Origin of the sequence: Luedemannella helvata (assembly GCF_039528415.1) — a bacterium.
Lineage (GTDB): Bacteria > Actinomycetota > Actinomycetes > Mycobacteriales > Micromonosporaceae > Luedemannella > Luedemannella helvata.
In genome coordinates this window covers 1-1268 of record NZ_BAAALS010000087.1, presented here as the reverse complement: position 1 = coordinate 1268, position 1268 = coordinate 1, and the positions used below count along the sequence as shown (strand labels likewise).

General features: G+C 67.8%; 1 protein-coding gene. It reads right to left on the bottom strand.

Annotated elements, in window-relative coordinates:
* Positions 1–41: 41 nt before the first annotated feature.
* Positions 42–1216, bottom strand: a protein-coding gene (locus ABD191_RS28770) for an IS3 family transposase (protein WP_344089050.1) whose coding sequence is annotated in 2 segments (ribosomal slippage) — positions 42–964 and positions 964–1216 — 1176 coding nt in all. Because the reading frame shifts where the segments join, the coding sequence is not laid out codon by codon here.
* Between the last annotated feature and the right edge of the window lie 52 nt (positions 1217–1268).

Below are 1268 nucleotides of genomic sequence, written 5' to 3'. Positions count from 1 at the left end.
TGAGCTGTGTCAAGGATCTTGGACAGTTCCTCGGTTGGTTGCTACGCCGCGAGTTGGCGTTGTTGGTAGTCGGTGAGGGCTTCTGCGGGGGTGCGGTAGCCCAGCGTTGAGTGCAGCCGTTGCCGGTTGTAGAAGACCTCGATGTACTCGGCGACGGCGAACCGGGCGCGAACCCGGGTCGGGAACGCCTGCCGGTGGTACATCTCGTTTTTCAGCGCGGCGAAGAACGACTCGGCGGCGGCGTTGTCCCAGCACACCCCCGTGCGTCCAAGGCTGGTGCGGATCCGCTTGCTGGCGGCGAAGCGGGTGAACTCGGCCGAGGTGTACTGGGCGCCGCGGTCGGTGTGGAACACCGCGCCGGGGCGGACGCGGCCGTGGGTAACGGCCATGGCCAGGGCGTCAACGACCAGGCTGGTGCGCATGTGCTCGGCAGTCTGCCAGCCGATGACCATGCGGGTGGCCAGGTCGATCACGGTGGCCAGGTACAGCCACCCTTCCCCGGTCTTGAGGTAGGTGATGTCCCCGACCAGGCGGGTGCCCGGTTCGGTGGCGGTGAAGTCCCGGCCGATCAGATCCGGGCTGGTCACCGGAGCCCGGCCGGGGATCGTGGTGCGCCGGTAGGCACGCGGTTGACAGGCCCGTAGACCGAGCTCGCGCATCAGGTCGGCGGCCAGGCCGACGCTGCACGCGTGTCCCTCCCGGTTGAGCTGCGCAGCTACACGCCGGCAGCCGTAGGCGCCCCGACCCGCGGCGAAGACCCGCCGCACATGAGCGGCGAGGATCCGCCGCCGGGCCTGGGTGGCTGTCTCGCTGGCGACCCGAGCCCGCCAGGCGTAGAACGATGAGCGGGGCACGCCCAGCAGCCGGCACATCCACATGATCGGATAGTTCGCCTTCTCCGCGTCGATCACCGCGCAGCGCAACGCTACGGGTGCGTCCGGGCGAAGAAGGCCGCGGCTTTTTTCAGGAACTCGTTCTCCATCCGCAGCCGGCGGACCTCGTCCTCCAACTCCTTCACACGCACACGCTCCACGGGGGTCAACGGCTGATCCGGCTCAGGGTGGGCACGCCGGAAGGCGTTGACCCAGTTGCCCAACGTCCCGTCATGGATCCCGAGATCCCGGGCGACCTCCGCGATAGGCCGACCGGACTCGATGACCATCTGGACCGCTTCCGCCCGGAACTGGGCACTGAACCGGCGACGCTGTTCGGGCATGAACACATCCTCTCAGTCGAGAGAACCCGTCCAAGATCCTTGATACACCTCA